We start from the raw sequence: 18,858 nt of genomic DNA on the forward strand, positions 1-18,858 counted from the left end.
GGCGCCGGACACCACAGTGAGGTTCGCACCGGGCCGCCTGATCGTGCACCGCAACGTCCGGCGAGGCCGGATCGGTTGGGTGCGCCCGATGCGCGTTGTCAGCGACGATGAGCGGGGCCTGCTCCTCTGGCTGGCCCGGGACACGGCGGTGGCCGGCGAGGTGACCGAGGCCGGCGTGGGCATGCGGGGCGTCCCGTTCGCCGAGTGGGTCGTCTCGACGTACCGGCTGGCGACCGGCCGGTGGATGGGACCGCCGCTGCTGAAGTTCCTGCCGACGGGTGCCGCCCACTCGGTGTGGTGGTTCCAGGACGCGCAGGGGTGCTTCGCCCACTGGTACGTCAACCTGGAGGAGCCCGGGGTCCGCTGGGACGACGGCGACCTGGCCGGCGTCGACATCGTGGACCAGGACCTCGACGTGGTGGTGCGTCCCGACCGGAGCTGGCAGTGGAAGGACGAGGACGAGTTCACCGAGCGGCTCGCCTTCCCGGATCACTACTGGGTGTCGGACGAGGCGGCGGTCCGGGCCGAGGGCAAGCGGGCCATCCGGACCGCCGAGGCGGGCGAGTTCCCGTTCGACGGCGTCTGGTGCGACTTCGTCCCGCCGCGGGAGTGGACCGTCCCGCCGGAGTTGCCGCCCGGATGGGACCGTCCGCCGGTCCGCTGACCCCGCCGGCCGGATGTGTTCCCGGTCACGTTCGGATGATGGTCGGTGACGGAGGCAGGTCCGGTGTGAGGGATCCTGGACCGATCTGGCAGAATGGCTGGCTGGTATCCGGCGCGTGTCCGGCGCCCTCTAACCCGGGCGCGTCGCCAGTCCACCCGAGCGGTCTCCGGCCCAACCCCACTGTGCCGGTCGGCGTTCACCCATGCACACCGCCCATACCGGGCCGGTGATATCGCAACAGGAGCGAAACAACCGTGGCCGTAAAGATCCGGCTCCTGCGGATGGGCAAGATCCGCAACCCGCAGTACCGCATCGTCGTCGCCGACTCGCGCACCAAGCGCGACGGCCGGGCGATCGAGTTCGTCGGGATCTACCAGCCGAAGGAAGACCCTTCGGTGATCGAGGTCAAGTCGGAGCGGGTCCAGTACTGGCTGTCCGTCGGCGCCCAGCCGAGCGAGGCGGTGCAGCGGCTGCTGGAGCTGACCGGTGACTGGCAGAAGTACAAGGGCCTGCCGGCCCCGCCGCCGCTGAAGGTCGCCGCCGAGCGGGCCGACCGTAAGGCGGCGTACGAGGCCGAGGCGAAGGCCGCCGCCGGCCTGGCCGAGACGCCGGCCAAGCCGGCGAAGAAGGCCGCCAAGGCCGCCGAGGCCGAGGCCCCGAAGGCCGACGCGCCGAAGGCCGAGGAGCCCGCCGCCGCCGAGTCCGGCGAGCAGGCCTGACATGGCGCTGCGGCCGGCGTTGGAGCACCTGGTCAAGGGCATCGTCGACCACCCCGATGACGTGCGCGTCCGGATGGTCGACTCCCGTCGGGGCAAGCGGCTCGAAGTCCGCGTGCACCCCGAGGACCTGGGCACCGTGATCGGGCGGTCCGGCCGGACCGCCAAGGCGCTGCGCCAGGTGATCGGCTCCATCGGTGGGCGCGGCGTGCGCGTCGACATCGTCGACTCGTACTGATGCTGCTCATCGTCGGCAGGATCGGCAAGCCGCACGGCATCCGCGGTGAGGTCACCGTGGAGGTGCGGACGGACGAGCCCGAGACGCGGTTCGCCCCCGGCATGGTGTTGACCACCATGGCGGGGGCGAAGGCCGCGAACGGGCGAGGCGCTGCGCCTGCCGATCCCGGGGTGCCCTTCGAGGTGCCCGACGAGCTGACCGTGGAGTCGGCCCGTTGGCACCAGGGGCGGATGCTCGTCGCCTTCGAAGGGGTGCTGGACCGCGACGTCGCGGAGGTGTTGCGCGGCACCCTGATCGCGGTGGACAGCGCCGGCGTCGCCCCGCCGGAGGACCCGGAGGAGTTCCTCGACCACCAACTGGTGGGTCTGGCCGTGGTCACCACCGACGGCGAGCACCTCGGCGAGGTGGCCCGGATCGACCACGCTCCCGCCTCCGACCTGCTGGTGCTGCGCCGCCCCGAGGGGGGCACCGCGCTGATCCCGTTCGTCAAGGAGATCGTCCCCGAGGTCGATCTCGCCGGAGGTCGTGTGGTGGTCGACCCGCCCGGCGGCCTGCTCGACCTGTAGATCCGGGAGTACCCCTGATGCGCGTCGACATCGTGTCGATCTTCCCGGAGTACTTCGCCCCGCTGGACCTGTCCCTGGTCGGCCGGGCCCGGTCCCACGGCACGCTCCGGCTGGCCGTACACGACCTGCGGACCTGGACGCACGACGTGCACCGCACCGTCGACGACACCCCGTACGGCGGCGGTCCCGGCATGGTGATGCGGCCCGAGCCGTGGGGCGCGGCCCTGGACGCGCTGGCCCCACCGGAGGCAGCCCCGCCCCGCCTCCTGGTGCCCTCCCCGGCCGGTGTGCCGTTCACCCAGGCGCTGGCGCACGAACTGGCCGCCGAGCCGCGCCTGCTGTTCGCCTGCGGCCGGTACGAGGGCATCGACCAGCGGGTGCTCGACCACGCCGCGACCCGGATGCCGGTGACCGAGGTCAGCCTCGGCGACTACGTGCTCTTCGGCGGCGAGGTCGCGGTGCTGGTGATCCTGGAGGCGGTGACCCGCCTGCTGCCCGGCGTCCTCGGCAACGCCGGCTCGCTCGACGACGAGTCGCACGCGCACGGGTTGCTGGAGGCGCCGATGTACACCAAGCCGGCGACCTGGCGCGATCTGGAGGTGCCAGCGGTCCTCCGCTCCGGCGACCACGGCCGGATCGCCCGGTGGCGTCGGGACGAGGCGCTGACACGGACCGGTCGGCGTCGTCCGGACATGCTCGCCGCGATCGACCCGAGCAGCCTCGACAAGCGGGACGTCGCGGCGCTGGACCGGGCCGGATTTCAGGTGCCCGGGGCGGATGTGGCAAAGTAGGGGGGTTGCCGCAGTCGCCCACGCCGTGAACGGCTGCGAGGATCCCCGACCGGGGTCGGTTCCGGCCGGCCACCACCGGAGATCAGTATCACCCATCCGCGCGCCGAGTGACGGTGCGCCGTGAGCCTCACGAGGACTACACGATGAACATCCTGGACGCCCTTGACGCCCAGTCGAAGCGCACCGACCTGCCCGACTTCCGTGGCGGTGACACCGTCAAGGTGCACGCCCGAGTCGTCGAGGGCAACCGGTCCCGGGTCCAGATCTTCCAGGGCGTCGTCATCCGCCGCCAGGGCGACGGGCTGCGCGAGACGTTCACCGTCCGCAAGCTCAGCTTCGGTGTGGGTGTCGAGCGGACCTACCCGGTCAACAGCCCGGCGATCGACCGGATCGAGGTCGTGACCCGTGGTGACGTCCGCCGCGCCAAGCTCTACTACCTGCGCGAGCTGCGGGGCAAGAAGGCCAAGATCAAGGAGCTGCGCGAGAAGCAGCCCAGCTGACATCGCGCTACGCCACGCCGCCCGAACTGCGCGTATGCCGTACCGGCCAGACCGCACTACCCTGGTCGGTACGGGCGCAGCGGGCCGGTGATCCGCCGGACAGGCGGATGAACCCCACTGCCGCCCGGGAGGTCTCGATGAGACTTCCGGGCGGTAGTCGTTTCTGCGGACCGGGGAGTGGGCGTGGTACAGACGCTTGACGACAGCGGCGCGGTCGATCCGTGGCGACGACGCACCCGGCGCAGCAAACCGCAGATGCCACTCTGGCAGGAGCTGCCGCTGCTGCTCGTCGTCGCGTTCTGCCTCGCGGTGCTGATCCGCACCTTCCTGCTCCAGGCCTTCTTCATCCCCTCCGGGTCGATGGAGGACACGCTGCTGGTCAACGACCGGGTGCTGGTCAACAAGGTCGTCTACACCATGCGCGACCCGGAACGCGGCGAGGTGGTCGTCTTCCGTGGCACCGAGCAGTGGGTGCCGCAGGTCGACCCGCAGCCGCCCACCAGCTTCGCCGACAAGCTCGGCCGCACCATCGGTGACCTGGTCGGCGACGGCCGACCCGGCGAGAAGGACTTCATCAAGCGCGTCATCGGGCTACCCGGCGACCGGGTGAGCTGCTGCGACGACCAGGGTCGGGTACTCGTCAACGGCACCCCGCTGGACGAGTCGGCGTACGTGCTGCGGGACTCGCCGCTGGACCTGCCGCCGAACCCGGAGGAGTGCCGCTCCCGGCGGTTCGAGGAGATCGTCGTACCACCGGGGCAGATATTCGTGCTGGGTGACCACCGCCTGGTCTCGCAGGACGCGCGCTGCCAGGGCCCGGTGCCGATCGACAACGTGGTGGGGCGGGCGTTCGCGGTGGTCTGGCCGTCGAACCGCTGGCACTCGCTGCCGATCCCGGAGACGTTCGCCGGTGTCGCTCCGGCCGCCGGTGCCGACGGCGCCGCGCCGCCGGTCCGACCCGCACCGGTGGGAGACGTCGTCCTGATCCTCCCCATCGCGGCCACGCTGACCGTTCTCGCGCGTTCCGGACGGTGGTCCTCGACCCGGCAACGTAGGCTCCTTCCGTGATTGACGAGCAGACCGACAAGTCGCGCCATTCGTTCTGGAAGGAACTGCCCATCCTTCTGGGGGTGGCGATCGTGGTCGCGGTACTGGTGCGTGCCTTCGTACTGCAGACCTTCTTCATCCCCTCGCCGTCGATGGAGAACACTCTCAAGATCGACGATCGGGTGCTGGTCAACAAGCTGGTGTACAACTTCCGGTCACCGCACCGGGGCGAGGTCATCGTCTTCAAGGCGCCGGTCGAGTGGAGTGGCAACCCGGCGGGGGAGGACTTCATCAAGCGCGTGATCGGCGTCGGCGGCGACCGGATCGTCTGCTGCGACGACCAGGACCGGCTGACGATCAACGGCACGCCGCTGGACGAGCCGTACATCTTCTCCTTCGACGGACGGCGCGACAAGCCAGCGGACCAGGAGTTCGACGTCCAGGTGCCGCCGGGCCGGCTCTGGGTGATGGGCGACCACCGGTCCGCCTCCGGCGACTCGCTGGAGCACTACCAGCAGTCCGGGCAGAACATCGACACGGCCACCATCCCCGAGCAGGACGTGGTGGGTCGGGCCTTCACGATCTTCTGGCCGGTCGATCGGGCCACCCTGCTGACCGTGCCCGAGCAGTTCGAGTCGATCCCGCAACCCTGACCCCGGGTGCCCGGCAACGGGTGGCGTGGGAGTTGTCGGCGGGGTCTGGCAGGCTATTGCCGTGACGGTCTATACCCCGAGGCGCGCTGCCCGCGTGCTCCTGGTCGACGCGGAGGGCAGGTTGCTGCTCTTCCGTGGCGTCGATCCGGCCCGACCGGAGCACGGACGCTGGTGGTTCACCGCCGGCGGTGGGCTCGACCCCGGGGAGACGTACGCCGAGGGTGCCGCCCGTGAGCTGGCCGAGGAGACCGGATTGCGGCTGTCCGTGGCCGAGATCGGCGAGCCGGTGCACGCCGATCTGATCGAGTTCCCCTTCGACGGGGTGTGGTATCGGCAGGAGCAGCAGTTCTTCCTCGTGCGGGTGGCGGCGCACGAGGTCGACTCCGCGGGCTTCAACGAGATCGAGCGGGGCAGCGTGGACGGCCACCGGTGGTGGTCGGCGGCGGAGTTGGCCGACACCGACGAGCGGTACTACCCGCAGGACCTGCCGCAGCTGCTGGCCCGGGTGCTCGCCCCCGGCTCGCCCCGGACCTCGGGTGCGCCATGCTGACCCCGCCCCGCACCGTGGTGCGCCGCGACGCCGGTCTCTACGCGCTGGAACGCGCCCTGCAACGACGGGGCTTCCGGCACGTCGCCGGTGCCGACGAGGCCGGTCGGGGAGCCTGCGCCGGGCCGCTGGTGGCCGCCGCCGCGATCCTGCCCGAGGGGCGACGCGGCGAGATCGACGGACTGGCCGACTCCAAGCTGCTCACCGCGGCCAGTCGGGAGCGGGTGTACGACGAGGTCGTCGCGCGTGCCCTGGCGTACGCGGTGGTGGTCGTCCCGGCCGAGGAGGTCGACGCCCGGGGGCTGCACGTGTGCAACCTGGCCGCCATGCGTCGGGCGCTCGCCTCGCTGACGGTACGCCCGGAGTACGTGCTGACCGACGGGTTCGGCGTGGACGGGCTGGGCGTGCCCGGGCTGGCCGTGTGGAAGGGCGACCGGGTGGCCGCCTGCGTGGCGGCGGCGAGCGTGCTCGCCAAGGTCACCCGGGACCGGATCATGGTGGAGCTGGACGCGGTGCATCCCGGCTACGGATTCGCCGAGCACAAGGGGTACGTCACCGCGGAGCACAGCGCGGCGTTGCGCGACCGTGGGCCGTGCCTCCAGCACCGGTTCTCGTATGTCAACGTGGCCGCCGTCTCGGGGCGGGACGGTCGGCCGCCACGCTCCCGGCGACCGATGGGTGCAAGCCCGGACGAGCCGATGGAGCGCTCAGCCGCCGTAGGGGGTACCGTCGGCGTGGCGTTGGGCGAGCAGCCTCGGCCTCCGGCGTCGGTGGGGGAAGATGTGGTCATGGAAGGCGGAGTGCGATGAGCGCGGAAGATCTCGAGAAGTACGAGACCGAGATGGAGCTCCAGCTCTACCGGGAGTACCGCGACATCGTCCGTCAGTTCTCCTACGTGGTGGAGACCGAGCGCCGGTTCTACCTGGCGAACCAGGTCGACCTGCACGTGCGTAACTCCGACGGCGAGGTCTACTTCGAGGTCGAGATGCACGACGCGTGGGTGTGGGACATGTATCGTCCGGCCCGGTTCGTGAAGAACGTCCGCGTCATGACGTTCAAGGACGTCAACGTCGAGGAGCTGGAGAAGCCGGACATCTCCCTCCCCGCCGACTCCGGCTTCGGCGGCTGATCCGTCCGTCGCCGCCCGGACGGGCATCGCCGGTGGCCCCCACCGCCGCGATCCGTCCACCGTGTCCGGTCAGCGGTCGACGTCCCCGGTCGGCCGCCCGGTGAACTCGAACATCGTCACCCCGCTCGGCAGCGGTCGGGGAGTTCCGAGGAACCGGTGCGTGCCCACCCCCACCCCGTGCGCCGGCGAGCTGACCGCCACCGGGGCGAAGCCCTCCTCGGCGAACCAGTCGCAGATGGCCGGCACCAGATCCGGTGCTCGCCGGTGCCGCGTCCAGAAGACCGTGCCGCCGGTGGCGCAGAGCGACGCACAGTGGCCCACCGTGGACCGGACGTCCGACTCGGTGATGTTGCCGAAGACGCCGCAGGCCAGCACCAGGTCGGCCGGGACCATCCCCGCGTACGCGTCGGTGCGTGCCGCGTCACCCCGCACCACCTCGACCCCGGAGAGCCCGGCCCGCGCCACCGCCGCCCGCGCCACCTCGACGTTGCGCGGATCGAGTTCCACCAACCGTGCCGTCACGTCGGCGCCGCGCGGGTGCGCCGCCAGCACCGGGATCACGTCGCGTCCCTGACCGGCGCAGAGACTGACAGCCCGAAGGCGTCCGGGCCGTGCCTCGTCCAGCGCCGCGCCGACGCGGGTACGCACCTCCGCCACCCGCCGGGACAGCGGTGAGGCCGGGTCGGCGTACTGGTCGTGCCAGGCGTACCAATCACGCGTCACCAGGTCGAGCCTAGGTCGTCTGTCGACGCCCGGGGCCCCGCCGCAGGCCGGGCCATAGCAGATCAACTTCTCCGGCGCGGCCTGTCCACAAGAGGCTCCGCTGTCCACAGGCGACGGGTGTGGGGCGGCGGGTAGCGGTCCGTCCGGTCAGGATCGCGGCATGTCCCTCCGGTCGTTGATCAGATTTGTTCCTCCCGCTTCGACGCGGCGTGTGTCTGCGCGGCCTGTGTCTGACTGGGCCGGCTCGATGGTGTCTGTTTCGGGCGGGGGCGGATCGGCTCGGGATGGCGAGGTTGTGCCATTTCTTGCCGTCCGCGCGCCATCGACCGTCACTGTGCGTCTTCTCGCCTGCCGGAGTCTCGTCGTACGGCCCGCCGGTGCGACTCGTCCGCTCTCGGCGGCCCCCAGCGGTGGCAGGCGGACGGTCCCGGCCGTTCTGCTCGCCGGGTGCGTCGCGCTGCTGCCGCTCCTGGCGTCGCCGGCGGTCGCGGCCAGGCCGCGCGGCTCTGCGGTGCGGGCGGCGCAGGTGGCTGCCCTGCCTCCCGTCGCGCCGCTTCCGGCTGAGCTGCTCTCGGCTGAGATGCTTCCGGCTGCGCCGCTCACGGTCGCACCGCTCACGGTCGCACCGGTGCCGGCTGCTCCGGAACGGCCGGCGGAGGCCGCACGGTTCAGGTGGCCGGTCGACGGTCGGCCGCATCCGGTGCGTCGCTTCGATCCGCCGCCCCGACCGTGGCTGCCCGGCCATCGCGGGGTCGACCTGCTCGCCCCGGCCGGTGCGACGATCCGGGCCGCCGGCACCGGCACGGTCCTGTTCGCCGGCGTGGTCGCCGGACGTCCGGTCATTTCGGTGGTGCACCCGGACGGCCTGCGCACCACCTACGAGCCGGTCTCGCCGGACGTCACGGTCGGCACGTCGGTGGCGGCGGGAACCGCGCTGGGCACCCTGCTGCCGGGGCACGCCGGCTGCCCGGAGGCGGCGTGCCTGCACTGGGGCCTGCGTCGGGGGGACGACTATCTCGATCCGCTGGCCCTGCTCGGTCTCGGGCGATCCCGCCTGCTGCCGCTCGATCCGGAACCACCCGCCGCGACCTCGCGGCCCGATGCGGTCAGCGTTGGGCGAGCAGGGTGGGCAGCCGGACGGCGAGCCGCTCGTACTCGTCCGGCGAGTTGTACACCTGCCCGCAGAGCCGCAACAATCCCCGTCCGCCGAAGGTCATGACCGCTACCTGGGTGGCGAGCCGCTCGGCGATCCGGGCCTGCAACGCCCGCGCCGCGTCGAGGTTCGTGGCGAGGCCCGCCGGCAACGGGACGATCCGCATGGCGACGGTCGGTCCGCCGGGGTCGAGCAGTCCGGCGGGCGGCACCGCGAGCGCGTCCCCGACCACCCGTTGCCCGTACGCGGCCAGTGCGGCGTTGTGCGCGCGTACCCGGTCCACACCGAGGCTGCGCAGTGCGTACAGCCCGGCGGGTGCACTGAGCCACGCGGTGTAGTCCGCCGTCCCCTGCCACTCCAACCGGCCCGGGAAGCCGGACTCCTGCTCCCAGGAGACCACCAGCGGCTCGATCCGGTCCCGCCAGGCCGGTGACACCACGAGCACCGCGGTGCCGCGCGGCGCGTACCCCCACTTGTGCAGGTTGCCGACCCAGAAGTCGGCGCCGATGCCCTGCACCGACGCGGCCAGCATGCCCGGCGCGTGCGCGGCGTCGACCAGCACGGGTACGCCCTGCTCCCGGGCGAGCCCGACGATCGCGGCGACCGGGAACAGTCGGGCCGTGGCCGAGGTGACCTGGTCCACCACCAGCAGCCGGGTACGCCCCGGACGCAGCCCGGACCGGACGACCTGCAGGATCTCCTCGTCGGTGGCGGTCAACGGCACCCGCAACACGCGGTGGGTCATCCCGGTCCGGCGGCACTCCCGCTGCACCGACAGCGTGACCGCGCCGTAGCCGTGGTCGGTGGTGACTACCTCGTCGCCCTCGCGCAGCCCGAGCGACTGGAGCACCACCGCCACGCCGGTGGTGGCGTTCGGGATCAGGGCGGTGCCGTCCGGGTCCGCGCCGAGAAAGGTGGCCAGGTGGCGGCGGGTGTGCGCGATCCGGTCGGTCAGCCCCTGCACGAAGAAGCGCAGCGGGTCCGACTCCATCTCGTCGCGCAACCGCTGCTGGGCCCGCTGCGCGACGATCGGCACCGCCCCGAACGAACCGTGGTTGAGGTGACTGGTCGCCGGATCGAGGGAGAAGAGCAGACGGGCGCCCGCGATCGGCTCGGGCGGCGGCGGGACGCTCACCCGATGATCGTAACCGCTGATCGGCGTCGCCCGGCCTGCTCCGCTCAGGCGCGGGGATGTGCCTGCCGGTACGCGGCGCGCAGCCGCTCCACCGAGACATGGGTGTAGACCTGGGTGCTGGCCAGCGACGAGTGTCCCAGCAACTCCTGCACCGCTCGCAGGTCCGCACCACCTTCCAGCAGGTGGGTGGCGGCGGAGTGGCGCAGCGCGTGCGGGCTCGTCCGGGGCAGGTCGGCGGCCTCGGCGTACCCGGCGACGATCCGGCGGGCGGTCGTCGGGTTCAGCCGACCGCCGCGGTCGCCGAGCAGGAGCGCGTCGCGGGATCCCGGGACCGCCAGCACGGTCCGTCCGCGCCGCAGCCAGTCGTCGAGGGCCCGCTGGGCGGGCAGCCCGTACGGCACGGTCCGTTCCCGTCCCCCCTTGCCGTGGACCCGGATCACGCGTCGGCCGTGGTCGACGTCGGCCACGTCGAGCCCGCACGCCTCGCTGACCCGTACCCCTGTGCCGTAGAGCAGTTCGAGCAGCACCCGGTCCCGCAGCCGTACCGCCTCGGCGTCCCGGTCCGGTTCGCCCGGACCATCGAGGGCGCTGTCTCCCCGGCCCGTCCGGTCGGTGCCGGCGGCCCCCGGCACGATGCCTGTGCCCGGCGCGCTCTCTGTGTTCGGCGCGGCGGCGGTGTCCGGGGCGGCGGCGGTGTCCGGCGCGCTGCCCGTGTTGGCGGCGGCGCCTGCGTTCGGGGCGGTGCCGGTGGCGGTGCCTGTCTCGGAGGCGGTGCCTGTGTTGGCGGCGGTGCCCGTGTTCGGCGTGGTGACGCGGGTCGGGGCCTCCACGAGTTGGGCGGCCTGGTCGGCGCGGAGCACCGTGGGCAGGGTCCGTCGTGGGCGAGGACTGGCCAGGGTGGCGGCCACGTCGGTGGGCAACAGCCCCTCCCGGTGCGCCCAGGCACTGAAGGTCCGCGCCGCTGCCGCACGCCGGGCCATCGAGGTGCGGGCCGCGCCCGTCGTGCGTTGCCGGGCAAGCCAGCTGCGTACCGTGTCGAGGGTCAACTCGGCGACCTGGGTGCAGCCCATCCGTCGGGCGTGCTCCATCAGGGACACCAGATCCGCGACGTAGGCCCTGACCGTGTGCGTCGACCGGTTGCGGACCGAGGCGAGGTGGCGGGCGAAGTCGTCCACCGCGTCGCGCAACGGCCCCGGCAGCGCCGCGTGCACCGCCCGGGTGCCGCGGACGTCCCGGCCCTGTCCACCCGTACCCCGCACGGCTGCCAGCCTACGGCGGGCTGGCGTCACCCGCGACCAGCTGGGTCAGCCAGGGCGAACCCGTCCCTGCGCCGCACCACGAGGGACAGTTCCTCCAGCATCGGCAGGGTGCGCAGCACCGTGCGGACGGCCAGGCCGGCCCTCGCGGCGAGGTCGTCCACCCCGACGGTGCCGCGTCGGGGCAGCGATTCCAGGATCGACCTCGCGTCCTCGTCGAGCAGGTCGGCGGGGCGTTCCGGACCGCGCGGCACCGGCGCCAGCTCACCGATCGGACCCACCTCCTCCAACACCTGCGCCAATCCGGTCACCAGCCGTGCCGCCGGTTGTTCCCGCAGGATCTCGTGCGCGCCGACCGACATCGCGGAGGTGACCGGACCGGGCACCACCATCGCGGGCCTGTTCAGGGCGAGCGCGCGTCGGGTGGTCTGGGTCGCACCGCTGCGCGCCGCCGCCTCCACCAGAACGGTGCCTCTGGTGGCCGCCGCGATGACCCGGTTACGGATGAGGAAGCGAGGACGCAAGGGCTCGGCGCCCGGTGGCCACTCGCTGACCAGCAGGCCGGTCTCGGCGATCCGGTCGAACAACGCGGTGTTGCCCAGCGGGTACGGCCGGTCCACCCCGCACGCGAGCACCGCGACGGTCGACCCACCGGCGTTCAGGGCACCACGGTGCGCGGCGGCGTCGATGCCGAACGCACCGCCGGAGACGACCGTCCACTCCCGGTCGGCCAACCCGTAGGCGATGTCCGTGGCGACGTGCAGGCCGTACGGCGTGGCCGCCCGCGCCCCCACCACCGCCACCGACCGGTCCAGCGTCTCGTCCAACCGCCACGCGCCGCGTACCCAGAAGCAGAGCGGCGGCGCCGTCTCGATGTCGACCCGACGTTGCTTGCCGGGCAGTTCCAGTCGGAGGTGCCGCAACTGCTCGACGGTCATCGGCCACTCGTCGTCGTCGGGCGTGACGAGGCGGGCACCGAGCCGGTCGGTGCGGCGCAGTGCCTCGGCGGCGACCGCCCGGGGATCACCGACCCGGGTCCGCGCGGCCACACCGTCGCGCAGGTCCTCCTGCGGTGCCCCGCCGTCCAGCAGCAACTCCAGTGCGGCAACCGGCCCGATCTCGTCGACCAGCCCGTACACCGAACGGGTGCCCGGCTCGGCCAGCCAGGTCAGCGCCACCCGTGCCAGCCGCGACTCCTCGTGCGTGCTCACGTACCCTCTCCCGTCCTCAGTGTGATGGCCTCGGCGATGTCCTTCTTGTCCGGCTGGGCCCGCCCGTCCAGGTCGGCGATCGTCCAGGCGAGCCGGATGACCCGGTCGAAGCCGCGAGCGGACAGCGACCCGGAGTCCAGACGGGTCCGCAGGTCGGCGGTGACCGGGTAGGGCAGCCGCCACGGTGCCCGGCGCAGGTTCGGCCCGGGTATCTCGGAGTTGAGCCGGCGCCCCAGCGCCGTCCACCGTTCGGCCGCTGCCTGCCGTGCGGCGTCGACCCGCGCGGCCACCACCGCCGAGGACTCGTGCGCGGCGGGTTCCATCAGCTCGGCCGCCCGCATCGGTGGCAGGCGGACCTGGAGGTCGATCCGGTCGAGCAGCGGACCGGAGAGCCGGGCGAGGTAGCGGCGACGAGCGGCGGGGGCGCACTCGCACCGGTCGTCGCCCGCCGGGTTCGCACACGGGCACGGATTGGCGGCCAGCACCAGTTGGGCCCGGGCCGGGTACTCGGCACCGCCCCGACTGCGGGTCAGCAGCACCCGACCGTGCTCCAACGGCTGGCGCAGCGCCTCCAACGCCGGCTTGCTGAACTCCGGCGCCTCGTCGAGGAAGAGCACTCCACGGTGCGCGAGGGAGATCGCACCCGGCCGGGCGAGTCCCGCGCCGCCCCCGACGATGGAGGGCACGGTGGCGGTGTGATGCGGGGCCTGGAACGGCGGCCGGCGGATCAGTCGGCCGCCGGCCGGCAGCAGACCCGCGACCGAGTGCAGCGCGGTCACCTCCAGCGCGGCACCGTCGTCCAGCGTCGGCAGGATCGACGGCAGGCGTTCGGCCAGCATGGTCTTGCCGGCGCCGGGTGGCCCGATCAACGCCAGGTGGTGTCCACCGGCGGCGGCGACCTCCAAAGCCCGCCGGCCGAGCCCCTGCCCGGCGACGTCGGCGAGGTCCGGGCCGGTGATCACCTCCGGTGCGTCGTCGACCGGCGGTTCGATCAGTGGTCGGCCGTCGCGGACGAAGCAGACCAGCCGGTGCAGGCTGTCCACGCCTCGCACCCGCAGGCCGGGCACCACGGCGGCCTCGGCCGCGTTGCCCGCCGGCACGATCACCCGGTCGACGCCGGCCCGGGCCGCCGCGGCCACCATCGGCAGGACGCCCCGGACCGGGCGCACCGCGCCGTCGAGACCCAGCTCGCCGAGGATCGCCACGCCGTCCAGCGGCAGCAGCGGCAGTTCGCCCGAACCGCCGAGCAGCGCCACCGCGATCGCCAGGTCGAACGCCGAACCGAACTTGGGCAGCGTGGCCGGCAGCAGGTTGAGGGTGATCCGTCGGTTAGGCCACCGCTGGCCGGAGTTCACCACCGCCGCGCGGACCCGGTCGCGTGCCTCGTGCAGCGCCGTGTCGGGCAGACCGGAGATGACCACTCCGGGCAGGCCCGGCGCGAGGTCCGCCTCCACCTCCACCAGGTGCCCCTCCACTCCGACCAGGCCGACGCAGAGCACCCGGGCGTAGCTCATCGCCGACCCACCGCGCACTCGCGTGGCACCACGAACCCGCCCGGTGGGCGTACCTGACCGGCGGTCGGTCGCGGTACCGCACGGCCGGTCGGACGCACCTGGGGGCCGGTCGGGTGAACCCCACCACCGGTCGGCGACGACGTCGCACCACGTCTGCCGTGGCGGGAGGACATCGCACCACGTCTGCCGAGGCGGGACGACGTCGCACCGCGTCTGCCGTGGCGGGGCATCAGAAGGCGCCCTTGAGGTGTTCGACGCGGGCCCGGCCGGCTGCGGGCAGCAGGACCGAGAGGACGTCGAAGCGGATCTCGTCGGCGGTGGTGCCGGTGCTCGCGAGCCAGGCGGCGGCGAGCCGGCGCAGGCGGCGTGCCTTGCGCGCCACCACCGCCTCGGCGGGCGTGCCGAAGCGTGTGGTGCGACGCGTCTTCACCTCGCAGAAGGCGAGCACCGGCCCGTCCCAGGCGATGATGTCGATCTCTCCGGAGGGGCAGCGCCAGTTCCGCTCCACCGGCCTTAGGCCCGTCTCGATCAGGTGGCGGACGGCGCACCGCTCCCCGTAGCCGCCGACCGCCTGGTTCCGCTTGGTCATGCCGGCACCCTGCGCCCGTACGCCGTGCCGAGGCGACCCCGTCGAGGCGACCTGTGGACAACCGCGAGGGCTGTGGACGACCAGACGATCATGCCTTTCGTGTGCTAGGCGTGCGCTAATCCACGAATCCGGCCGTTACTCTGCGTACCTGGTCGAATTGGCGCATGGCCTGTGGCCAGGCGCGGGATCGGAATGGCGTACGTCCGGCCGGTCGCATACGGTGCCGACGTGGACGGACGACGCAGCTTTTCCGATGACCAGGAGTCGCCCTGGTATCCGGGTGAACGGGACCGTGGCTACGGTGAACCGGACTGGCGCAGTACCTCGGAGGCGCGGTACCGCGACGACGACCCCCTGGCCGTTCCCGAGCAGCGGGTGGACGACGACGACCGGTACGGCACACCGCGACGCTTCGGCACCCCGGATCCGCTCGGTGACGCCCCGGCAGAGACGGAGCGCTACCGGGCGTCGCGCTTCCGGCGACCGGACGCTTCCGGCGACCCGGAGATCTCCGGTGAACTGCCGTCCGACCGTCCCGGTCGCCGGGCCGCCCGGGAGGCGACGCCGACCTCCGGCGGAGCGTTGCCGGTGACCGACCCGATCCGGCCGGCCCCGCTGGGCGGGTACCCGATCGTCGAGGCCAAGCGGTCGGTGGAGACGGCGAACCCGTTGGAGATGCCGACCGGGGCGATGCCGCCCGTGGCACCCCGGACGGACCTGCCGGGCGCCGAGCACCCCTATCCGGCAAGCGACACCGAGCACCCGGCGGCCGGCGTGGGCGCACACCAGGCCGGCACGAGTGCCGTACACCAGGCCGGCGCCGTGGGTGCCGGCGTGCAGGTCGGCGCTGCGGGTACCGGCTTCCCGGCCGGCGGGGCGGGGTCCGCGTACCCGGTCGACGCCGCCACTGCCGGCTACCAGGCGCTGGCGACGCAGCCGGGGGTTCCGGCCGGTGACGGTGTCTACCGGTCGCGTCGTCCGGTGCTCGCGGTGCTGTTCGCCGTGCTGGTCGCGATCTTCGAGGTGCCCGCGCTGCTGGTGCTGCTGCACGGCGTCACCGCGGATCCGGTCTCCGCCGCCGACGTGCTGACCGGCACGTTCCTGATGATCGGCCTGCCGATCTTCGCCGCCGGCCTGTACGGGCTGCGGACCAGCGGCTTCTCGCTGACCGACGGGGCACGAGGCTGGCTTCGCCCGCCCACCGCGTACCTGACCGTCGGCCTGGCGCTCTTCCTCACCGCCGCGCTGGCCGCCGGCTGAACCACCGGCGGCGGCGTCTGCCCGGGGGTGCGGCGGCGTCTTCCGGGGGGTGCGGCGGCGTCTTCCGGTGCGTTAGGAGGGGCCCTTCCTATACCGGAGGCGTTAGTAGGGGGCCCTTCCTTACACCCGGGCGTGGCGGGGTGGGGAGGGCGCGTACACTGGGCGACTGGCGACCGCCTCGCGCGGTCGACCTCGCGTGCCCTCTCCACGAATCGTCGTGGGGCGACGGCCTCCCTGGTCCCGATCCTTCGGGCCCGTCATGGCCGGCGACCGGGCGCCAGGACGCCCGACCGCCGGTCGGGCGAGACAACCAGGGACCGCAAGGAGTACAAACCATGGCCGTCGTGACCATGCGTCAGCTGCTGGAGAGCGGTGTTCACTTCGGGCACCAGACCCGGCGCTGGAACCCGAAGATGAAGCGCTTCATCTTCACCGAGCGTAACGGCATCTACATCATCGACCTCCGCCAGACTCTCGACTACATCGAGAAGGCGTACGAGTTCGTGCGCAACACGGTGGCCGAGGGTGGCAGCATCCTCTTCGTCGGCACCAAGAAGCAGGCCCAGGAGGCGATCGCCGAGCAGGCGACGCGGGTCGGTCAGCCGTACGTCAACCACCGCTGGCTCGGTGGCATGCTGACCAACTTCCAGACGGTGTACAAGCGGCTGCAGCGGATGAAGGAGCTGGAGGCCCTCGGTGACCTCAGCGGCACCGCCGCCGGTTACACCAAGAAGGAGACCCTGCAGCTCTCCCGCGAGAAGATCAAGCTGACCCGCACCCTGGGTGGTCTTCGGGACATGCAGAAGCTCCCGGCCGCGGTCTGGGTGGTCGACACCAAGAAGGAGCACATCGCCGTCGACGAGGCCCGCAAGCTGGGCATCCCGGTGATCGCCGTGCTCGACACCAACTGTGACCCGGACGAGGTCGACTTCCCGATCCCGGGCAACGACGACGCGATCCGCTCGGCCGAGCTGCTGACCAGGGTCGTCGCCGCCGCCGTCGCCGACGGTCTGATCACCCGCTCCGGCCGTCGCCGGGGTGGCGACGAGAAGCCGGAGGCCGGCGTGGCCACCGACGAGCCGCTGGCCGAGTGGGAGCGCGAGCTGCTCGAGGAGCCGAAGAAGGCCGACGACGCGCAGCCGGCGACCGAGCCGCAGCAGGCCGCCGACGCGCAGCCGGCCGCCGAGGCTCAGCCGGCCACCGAGGCGCAGCAGCCCGCCGAGCAGCCGGCCGCCGTCGCCGGTCAGTGACCGCACCGCCGTCCGGCCACCGTCCGTCCCTGACGACGGTGGCCGGCGGCGGGCAGACCGGGCACGAACCTCTCGGAACCGGGTAATCGTCACCTCAGTCCATTTCACCCGCAGTCCCAACACCGAAGAGAGAGCCATGTCCCAGATCACCGCGGCGGACGTCAAGAAGCTCCGCGACCTGACCGGCGCCGGCATGATGGACAGCAAGAAGGCCCTGACCGAGGCCGAGGGCGACTTCGACAAGGCCGTCGAGATCCTGCGCGTCAAGGGCGCCAAGGACGTCGGCAAGCGGGCCGGGCGGACGGCCGCGAACGGCCTCGTCGCCCACTCCGGCCGGGCCCTGCTGGAGCTGAACTGCGAGACCGACTTCGTCGCCAAGAACGACGCCTTCATCGCGCTCGCCCAGCAGCTGGTCGAGCACGGTGAGCGCTCCGGCGCGAGCAACGCCGAGGAACTGCTGGCCAGCGAGCTCGACGGCCGTCCGGTCGCCGACCTGGTCCAGGAGCAGTCCGCCAAGATCGGCGAGAAGCTGGTGCTGAACCGCTTCGCCAAGCTGGACGGCACGGTCGCGGTCTACCTGCACCGCAAGGCCCAGGACCTGCCCCCGGCGGTGGGCGTGCTGGTGCAGTACGCCGGCAAGGCCGACGAGGCCGGCGACGCCGACGCCCGTGGCGCGGCCATGCAGATCGCCGCGATGCGCCCGAAGTACCTCACCCGGGACGAGGTGCCGGCGGAGATCGTCGAGTCCGAGCGGCGGATCGCCGAGCAGACCGCCCGCGAGGAGAACAAGCCCGAGGCCGCTCTGCCGAAGATCGTCGAGGGTCGGGTCAACTCCTTCTTCAAGGACTTCGTGCTGCTGGAGCAGTCGTCGGTCACCGACAACAAGAAGTCGGTGAAGCAGGTGCTGGCCGAGGCCGGCATCGAGATCACCCGCTTCGTGCGGTTCGAGGTCGGCCAGTCCTGACCTTCGGCCGGGCGTACGCGCCCGTGCTGGGCAACGACACGACGAGGAGGCCGCCGGTGTACGCGACACACACCGCGGTCTCCTCGTCCCATAAGGTCGGCAGCGGCAGATGTGCGCACCCGGGCGCGGCAGTGGGGGAAGGACGGGCGGATGACGCAGGTTGTGAGTGACCCGACGCTGGCGGTGGACGACCCGTTGGCGCCGCCGCCCGGCCGGGCACGCCGGGTGGTGCTGAAGCTCTCCGGCGAGGTGTTCGGCGGCGGCGAGATCGGTGTGGACCCGGACGTCGTCCAGGCCATCGCCCGGCAGATCGCCACCGTGGTCCGTCGCGGTGTGCAGGTCTCGGTGGTGGTCGGCGGCGGCAACTTCTTCCGGGGCGCGGAGTTGCAGAAGCGGGGCATGGACCGGGCCCGGGCCGACTACATGGGCATGCTCGGCACCGTGATGAACTGCCTCGCCCTGCAGGACTTCCTGGAGAAGGAGGGCATCGAGACCCGCGTGCAGAGCGCGATCACGATGGCCCAGGTGGCCGAGCCGTACATTCCGCTGCGGGCGATCCGGCACCTGGAGAAGGGCCGTGTGGTCATCTTCGGCGCCGGTGCGGGTATGCCGTACTTCTCCACCGACACGACGGCCGCCCAGCGTGCGCTGGAGATCCACGCGGACGTGGTGCTGATGAGCAAGAACGGTGTGGACGGCGTCTACAGCGCCGACCCCCGGATCGACCCGACCGCCAGCAAGTTCGAGTCGATCACCTTCTCCGAGGTGCTGCGCCGCAACCTGCGGGTCGCCGACGCGGCCGCCTTCAGCCTCTGCATGGAGAACGGACTTCCGATGCTGGTCTTCGGCGCGCAGGGTGACGACACCATCGTCCGCGCGGTGGGCGGCGACAAGATCGGCACGCTGATCACCACCTGAGCTGACCGTCGACGGTGACCTCGGCGGTCCGTCC

22 protein-coding genes are annotated in these 18,858 nt (G+C 72.4%); 16 read left to right on the forward strand and 6 right to left on the reverse strand.

Annotated features, from left to right (window positions below; all coding sequences use genetic code 11):
* The first annotated feature begins 16 nt into the window (after window positions 1-16).
* The 11 genes from ABZ738_RS13675 to ABZ738_RS13725 all read left to right on the forward strand — a co-directional run bounded on the left by ABZ738_RS13675 (window position 17) and on the right by ABZ738_RS13725 (window position 6,851).
* Entirely contained in the window at window positions 17-664 is a 648-nt protein-coding gene (locus ABZ738_RS13675) for a DUF402 domain-containing protein (RefSeq protein WP_131052220.1), read from the forward strand.
* Between the two features lie 254 nt (window positions 665-918).
* Window positions 919-1,383 (forward strand): 30S ribosomal protein S16, encoded by a 465-nt coding sequence (gene rpsP / locus ABZ738_RS13680; RefSeq protein ID WP_131052219.1) that lies wholly within the window; start codon window positions 919-921, stop codon window positions 1,381-1,383.
* A gap of 1 nt (window position 1,384) precedes the next feature.
* The gene (locus ABZ738_RS13685) at window positions 1,385-1,618 is read left to right on the forward strand and encodes an RNA-binding protein (RefSeq protein ID WP_013732101.1); all 234 of its coding nucleotides are present in this window, start codon (window positions 1,385-1,387) and stop codon (window positions 1,616-1,618) included.
* A 2-nt stretch (window positions 1,619-1,620) separates the two neighbouring features.
* The gene (gene rimM, locus ABZ738_RS13690; protein WP_357213321.1) at window positions 1,621-2,184 is read left to right on the forward strand and encodes a ribosome maturation factor RimM; all 564 of its coding nucleotides are present in this window, start codon (window positions 1,621-1,623) and stop codon (window positions 2,182-2,184) included.
* A 17-nt stretch (window positions 2,185-2,201) separates the two neighbouring features.
* Window positions 2,202-2,975, forward strand: a complete 774-nt coding sequence (trmD, locus tag ABZ738_RS13695; RefSeq protein ID WP_176092968.1) for a tRNA (guanosine(37)-N1)-methyltransferase TrmD — start codon at window positions 2,202-2,204, stop codon at window positions 2,973-2,975.
* Between the two features lie 143 nt (window positions 2,976-3,118).
* A complete protein-coding gene (gene rplS, locus ABZ738_RS13700; RefSeq protein WP_131052231.1) occupies window positions 3,119-3,475 on the forward strand; it encodes a 50S ribosomal protein L19 in 357 nt (118 codons plus the stop codon).
* Window positions 3,476-3,658: 183 nt separating this feature from the next.
* The gene (lepB, locus tag ABZ738_RS13705; RefSeq protein WP_357213102.1) at window positions 3,659-4,543 is read left to right on the forward strand and encodes a signal peptidase I; all 885 of its coding nucleotides are present in this window, start codon (window positions 3,659-3,661) and stop codon (window positions 4,541-4,543) included.
* Window positions 4,540-5,175 (forward strand): signal peptidase I, encoded by a 636-nt coding sequence (gene lepB / locus ABZ738_RS13710; protein ID WP_131052215.1) that lies wholly within the window; start codon window positions 4,540-4,542, stop codon window positions 5,173-5,175. Before lepB (ABZ738_RS13705) ends, lepB (ABZ738_RS13710) begins: the two co-directional genes overlap by 4 nt.
* Window positions 5,176-5,236: 61 nt before the next feature.
* A complete protein-coding gene (locus ABZ738_RS13715; protein ID WP_176092969.1) occupies window positions 5,237-5,725 on the forward strand; it encodes an NUDIX domain-containing protein in 489 nt (162 codons plus the stop codon).
* Window positions 5,719-6,531, forward strand: a complete 813-nt coding sequence (locus tag ABZ738_RS13720) for a ribonuclease HII (protein WP_131052213.1) — start codon at window positions 5,719-5,721, stop codon at window positions 6,529-6,531. Before ABZ738_RS13715 ends, ABZ738_RS13720 begins: the two co-directional genes overlap by 7 nt.
* Complete coding sequence (locus ABZ738_RS13725) at window positions 6,528-6,851, forward strand: DUF2469 domain-containing protein (RefSeq protein ID WP_007075222.1); 324 nt, start codon at window positions 6,528-6,530, stop codon at window positions 6,849-6,851. Before ABZ738_RS13720 ends, ABZ738_RS13725 begins: the two co-directional genes overlap by 4 nt.
* A 69-nt stretch (window positions 6,852-6,920) precedes the next feature.
* Here ABZ738_RS13725 and ABZ738_RS13730 read toward each other — a convergent pair whose 3' ends face one another.
* Entirely contained in the window at window positions 6,921-7,574 is a 654-nt protein-coding gene (locus ABZ738_RS13730; protein ID WP_131052212.1) for a class I SAM-dependent methyltransferase, read from the reverse strand.
* Between the two features lie 469 nt (window positions 7,575-8,043).
* Between ABZ738_RS13730 and ABZ738_RS13735 the strand changes: the two genes are divergently transcribed.
* On the forward strand, window positions 8,044-8,793 hold the full coding sequence (locus ABZ738_RS13735; RefSeq protein WP_357213324.1) for a M23 family metallopeptidase: 750 nt from the start codon (window positions 8,044-8,046) through the stop codon (window positions 8,791-8,793).
* On the opposite strand, the gene ABZ738_RS13740 is transcribed toward ABZ738_RS13735, so the two are convergent.
* From ABZ738_RS13740 to ABZ738_RS13760, 5 genes are all read right to left on the reverse strand, one after another.
* Complete coding sequence (locus tag ABZ738_RS13740; protein ID WP_357213108.1) at window positions 8,681-9,862, reverse strand: aminotransferase class V-fold PLP-dependent enzyme; 1,182 nt, start codon at window positions 9,860-9,862, stop codon at window positions 8,681-8,683. The genes ABZ738_RS13735 and ABZ738_RS13740 overlap by 113 nt on opposite strands.
* A 44-nt stretch (window positions 9,863-9,906) precedes the next feature.
* On the reverse strand, window positions 9,907-11,121 hold the full coding sequence (locus ABZ738_RS13745) for a tyrosine recombinase XerC (protein ID WP_357213111.1): 1,215 nt from the start codon (window positions 11,119-11,121) through the stop codon (window positions 9,907-9,909).
* A 26-nt stretch (window positions 11,122-11,147) separates the two neighbouring features.
* Entirely contained in the window at window positions 11,148-12,329 is a 1,182-nt protein-coding gene (dprA, locus tag ABZ738_RS13750; RefSeq protein ID WP_357213114.1) for a DNA-processing protein DprA, read from the reverse strand.
* Window positions 12,326-13,843, reverse strand: a complete 1,518-nt coding sequence (locus tag ABZ738_RS13755; RefSeq protein WP_357213116.1) for a YifB family Mg chelatase-like AAA ATPase — start codon at window positions 13,841-13,843, stop codon at window positions 12,326-12,328. The genes dprA and ABZ738_RS13755 overlap by 4 nt, the downstream gene beginning before the upstream one ends.
* Window positions 13,844-14,072: 229 nt before the next feature.
* Window positions 14,073-14,432 (reverse strand): YraN family protein, encoded by a 360-nt coding sequence (locus ABZ738_RS13760; RefSeq protein WP_131057206.1) that lies wholly within the window; start codon window positions 14,430-14,432, stop codon window positions 14,073-14,075.
* A 192-nt stretch (window positions 14,433-14,624) separates the two neighbouring features.
* Here ABZ738_RS13760 and ABZ738_RS13765 point away from each other — a divergent pair, with 192 nt between their 5' ends.
* The 4 genes from ABZ738_RS13765 to pyrH all read left to right on the forward strand — a co-directional run bounded on the left by ABZ738_RS13765 (window position 14,625) and on the right by pyrH (window position 18,824).
* Window positions 14,625-15,692 carry a hypothetical protein gene (locus ABZ738_RS13765; RefSeq protein ID WP_357213120.1) on the forward strand — a complete coding sequence of 356 codons (1,068 nt, stop codon included), beginning with the start codon at window positions 14,625-14,627 and terminating at the stop codon, window positions 15,690-15,692.
* 335 nt (window positions 15,693-16,027) lie between these two features.
* Window positions 16,028-16,942: a 30S ribosomal protein S2 gene (gene rpsB, locus ABZ738_RS13770; protein WP_357213123.1), complete on the forward strand. Its 915-nt coding sequence runs from the start codon at window positions 16,028-16,030 to the stop codon at window positions 16,940-16,942.
* Between the two features lie 136 nt (window positions 16,943-17,078).
* Window positions 17,079-17,906 (forward strand): translation elongation factor Ts, encoded by an 828-nt coding sequence (gene tsf, locus ABZ738_RS13775; protein ID WP_131057259.1) that lies wholly within the window; start codon window positions 17,079-17,081, stop codon window positions 17,904-17,906.
* Window positions 17,907-18,056: 150 nt separating this feature from the next.
* Complete coding sequence (gene pyrH, locus ABZ738_RS13780; protein WP_131057261.1) at window positions 18,057-18,824, forward strand: UMP kinase; 768 nt, start codon at window positions 18,057-18,059, stop codon at window positions 18,822-18,824.
* The last annotated feature ends 34 nt before the right edge of the window (window positions 18,825-18,858 follow it).

Source organism: Micromonospora sp. NPDC047793, from assembly GCF_040642635.1.
In the GTDB taxonomy this organism is placed as follows: domain Bacteria; phylum Actinomycetota; class Actinomycetes; order Mycobacteriales; family Micromonosporaceae; genus Micromonospora.